The 2,413-nt window shown below is 44.4% G+C and carries 2 protein-coding genes and 1 pseudogene; 2 read left to right on the forward strand and 1 reads right to left on the reverse strand.

Annotated features, from left to right (window positions below; all coding sequences use genetic code 11):
* Nucleotides 1-674 (reverse strand): annotated as a pseudogene (locus AC4E7D_RS13950) (hypothetical protein); the annotation flags it as partial.
* A gap of 80 nt (nt 675-754) precedes the next feature.
* Here AC4E7D_RS13950 and AC4E7D_RS13955 point away from each other — a divergent pair.
* Nucleotides 755-1,657: an ABC transporter ATP-binding protein gene (locus AC4E7D_RS13955; RefSeq protein ID WP_490174387.1), complete on the forward strand. Its 903-nt coding sequence runs from the start codon at nt 755-757 to the stop codon at nt 1,655-1,657.
* A gap of 11 nt (nt 1,658-1,668) precedes the next feature.
* Nucleotides 1,669-2,413, forward strand: a 745-nt coding sequence (locus AC4E7D_RS13960) for an ABC transporter permease (protein ID WP_490174388.1), incomplete at its 3' end; no start/stop codon positions are given.

Consider the following 2,413-nt stretch of genomic DNA (forward strand, 5'->3'; position numbering starts at 1 on the left):
TAAATGACGTGGTCAAAATCGTGCATAGGAACGATAACGTAGTTGTAAGAGCGCATATCCCCCAATAGGCGTATCATGCAACGCTCGTTAAATTTTACAAACTCCTTGGCCAATTGTGCTTTTTCAGATTCCGTGCAATCTGGGAGCATTTCCTTGATAAAAACATCTCCGGGAATACCCGCAATGTGTTCCTCTATCAGTGTATCCTTATACACTAGGAAATTCAGGTGGTAAGGCGATAGTATGTGTTCCAGCTCCAGTCCGTAAATCCGGGAGGCATCGGTTTTCTTAACGTAGAAATACAGGAAATTGTCGTTCAGGATATTCCTGACCTTAACCCGAAAAGGTTGCGAATTCCCGAAGGTGCAGAAATCGACCGCATCAATATTGAGGTACTGGAAAATATGGTCGCTCCCGTCCGAGTGCAAAATGGAATACACCTGTTTAAGGCTCTGATCGATCTCCTTCCGGTCCGCATCGGAGTAGTACACCCTTACCCAGAGGGTATCGTCTCCATTATCATCATATACCACAACGGAACCCGCAAAACGCAGCAGGTCCTCATAAAAAATAGGGATTTCTATCTTGCGGTTATACTTTTCCAGGTAGGCATCCAGTTTCTCACTTACCGGGTATGCCGGTTTTTTCTTCGACATTAATCGTTCTTGGGCCATAAAAAGCGATACTTTTATTTTCTTGTAACAAATTAGTGATTTCTTCGTCAAGTTACTATACAACCAATATTGTTTTCTCCTTGGAAACCATTTTAACTGTCAACCAACTCACAAAAAAATTCGGCTACCTTACAGCTGTCAAAAACCTGTCGTTCTCCATAAAAAAGGGAAACGTATACGGCCTTTTGGGACCTAATGGGAGTGGTAAATCCACTACCCTGGGCATCGTGTTGAATGTGGTAAACAAGACCAGCGGTTCCTTTACCTGGTTCGATGGGAATACCACTACGCATGATGCACTCAAGCGGGTGGGTGCTATTATTGAGCGGCCTAATTTTTACCCCTATATGTCGGCCGTGCAAAACCTGAAACTGGTCTGTAAGATCAAAGAAGTTCCAGAAGATAAAGTCCAGGAAAAATTAGAACTGGTAGGCCTTTGGGAACGCAGGAACAGTAAGTTCCGCACTTATTCCCTGGGCATGAAACAACGTTTGGCCATCGCTTCTGCGTTGTTGAACGACCCGGAGATTCTGATCCTTGACGAACCAACAAACGGGCTGGATCCACAGGGGATCCACCAAATCAGGGAAATCATAAAGCGCATAGCCTCGCAGGGGACAACGATATTGCTGGCCTCTCACCTGTTGGACGAAGTGGAGAAGGTTTGCTCTCATGTGGTCATCCTCAGAAAAGGCGAAAAATTATATTCAGGGACAGTAGATGGGATGTTGGCCAGCCATGGCTTTTTTGAATTGAAGTGCGACAACAACGAAAGGCTTATCGGGCTGCTCAAGGAACATGGTGGTTTTTCAGAGATCAAGCAGGAAATGGGACTGGTAATTGCCTTTCCGAAAGAAGAAATGAATGCCCACGAACTGAACAGCCATCTTTTTGAACACGGCCTGGTATTGTCACACCTGCTGAAGAAAAAAGAGAGCCTGGAAGAACAGTTCCTGACCATAACCGAAAGACAAACGGTATAAACGAATTATCAATGAAGCGCCTTCTGCAAATAGAATTCATAAAACTCTGGAACAATCGCGCCAGCAGGATCCTTATACTCTCTTATTTCATCCTGCTTACCTCCATCGCACTGATCGCAGCGATCAAGTTCGATATTGGTCCGGTAAAGTTTCATCTGGCGGAGCAGGGTATTTTCAATTTTCCCTATATCTGGCATTTTAACACCTTCATCACTGCCTTCTTCAAACTCTTCCTGGCTATTGTAATTGTGTCCATGATGGCCAATGAATACAGCAATAAAACCATAAAACAAAACCTGATTGACGGGCTTTCCAAAAAAGAATTTATCTACTCAAAATTCCTGACGGTCATATCTTTTGCCCTCATTTCCACCATTTTTGTTTTTGTGGTTTCCATGGTGCTGGGTTTAATTTACTCGGACTACGATGAATTGTCAATTATCTTTTCCGACCTGGAGTTTCTACTGGCCTTTTTTATCAAGCTGGTAGGGTTTTTCTCCTTTTGTCTCTTTTTGGGAATGCTAGTAAAACGCTCAGCCTTTGCCCTGGGCTTCCTTTTCCTCTGGCAGGTGATCGAAGGCTTTGTACGCGGTATGATCCGCTGGAAACTGTTCGATGGGGAAACCACGGATTTTGTTATGGGCTTCTTCCCGTTAAACTCCATGTTCAACCTCATCAAGGAACCCTTTTCCCGGTTGAGTGCAGTGCAGACGGTCGCAGATCAAATAGGGGAAGAGATCCCTCTGGATTACCACA

It is taken from the genome of Lentiprolixibacter sp. (genome assembly GCF_982873095.1).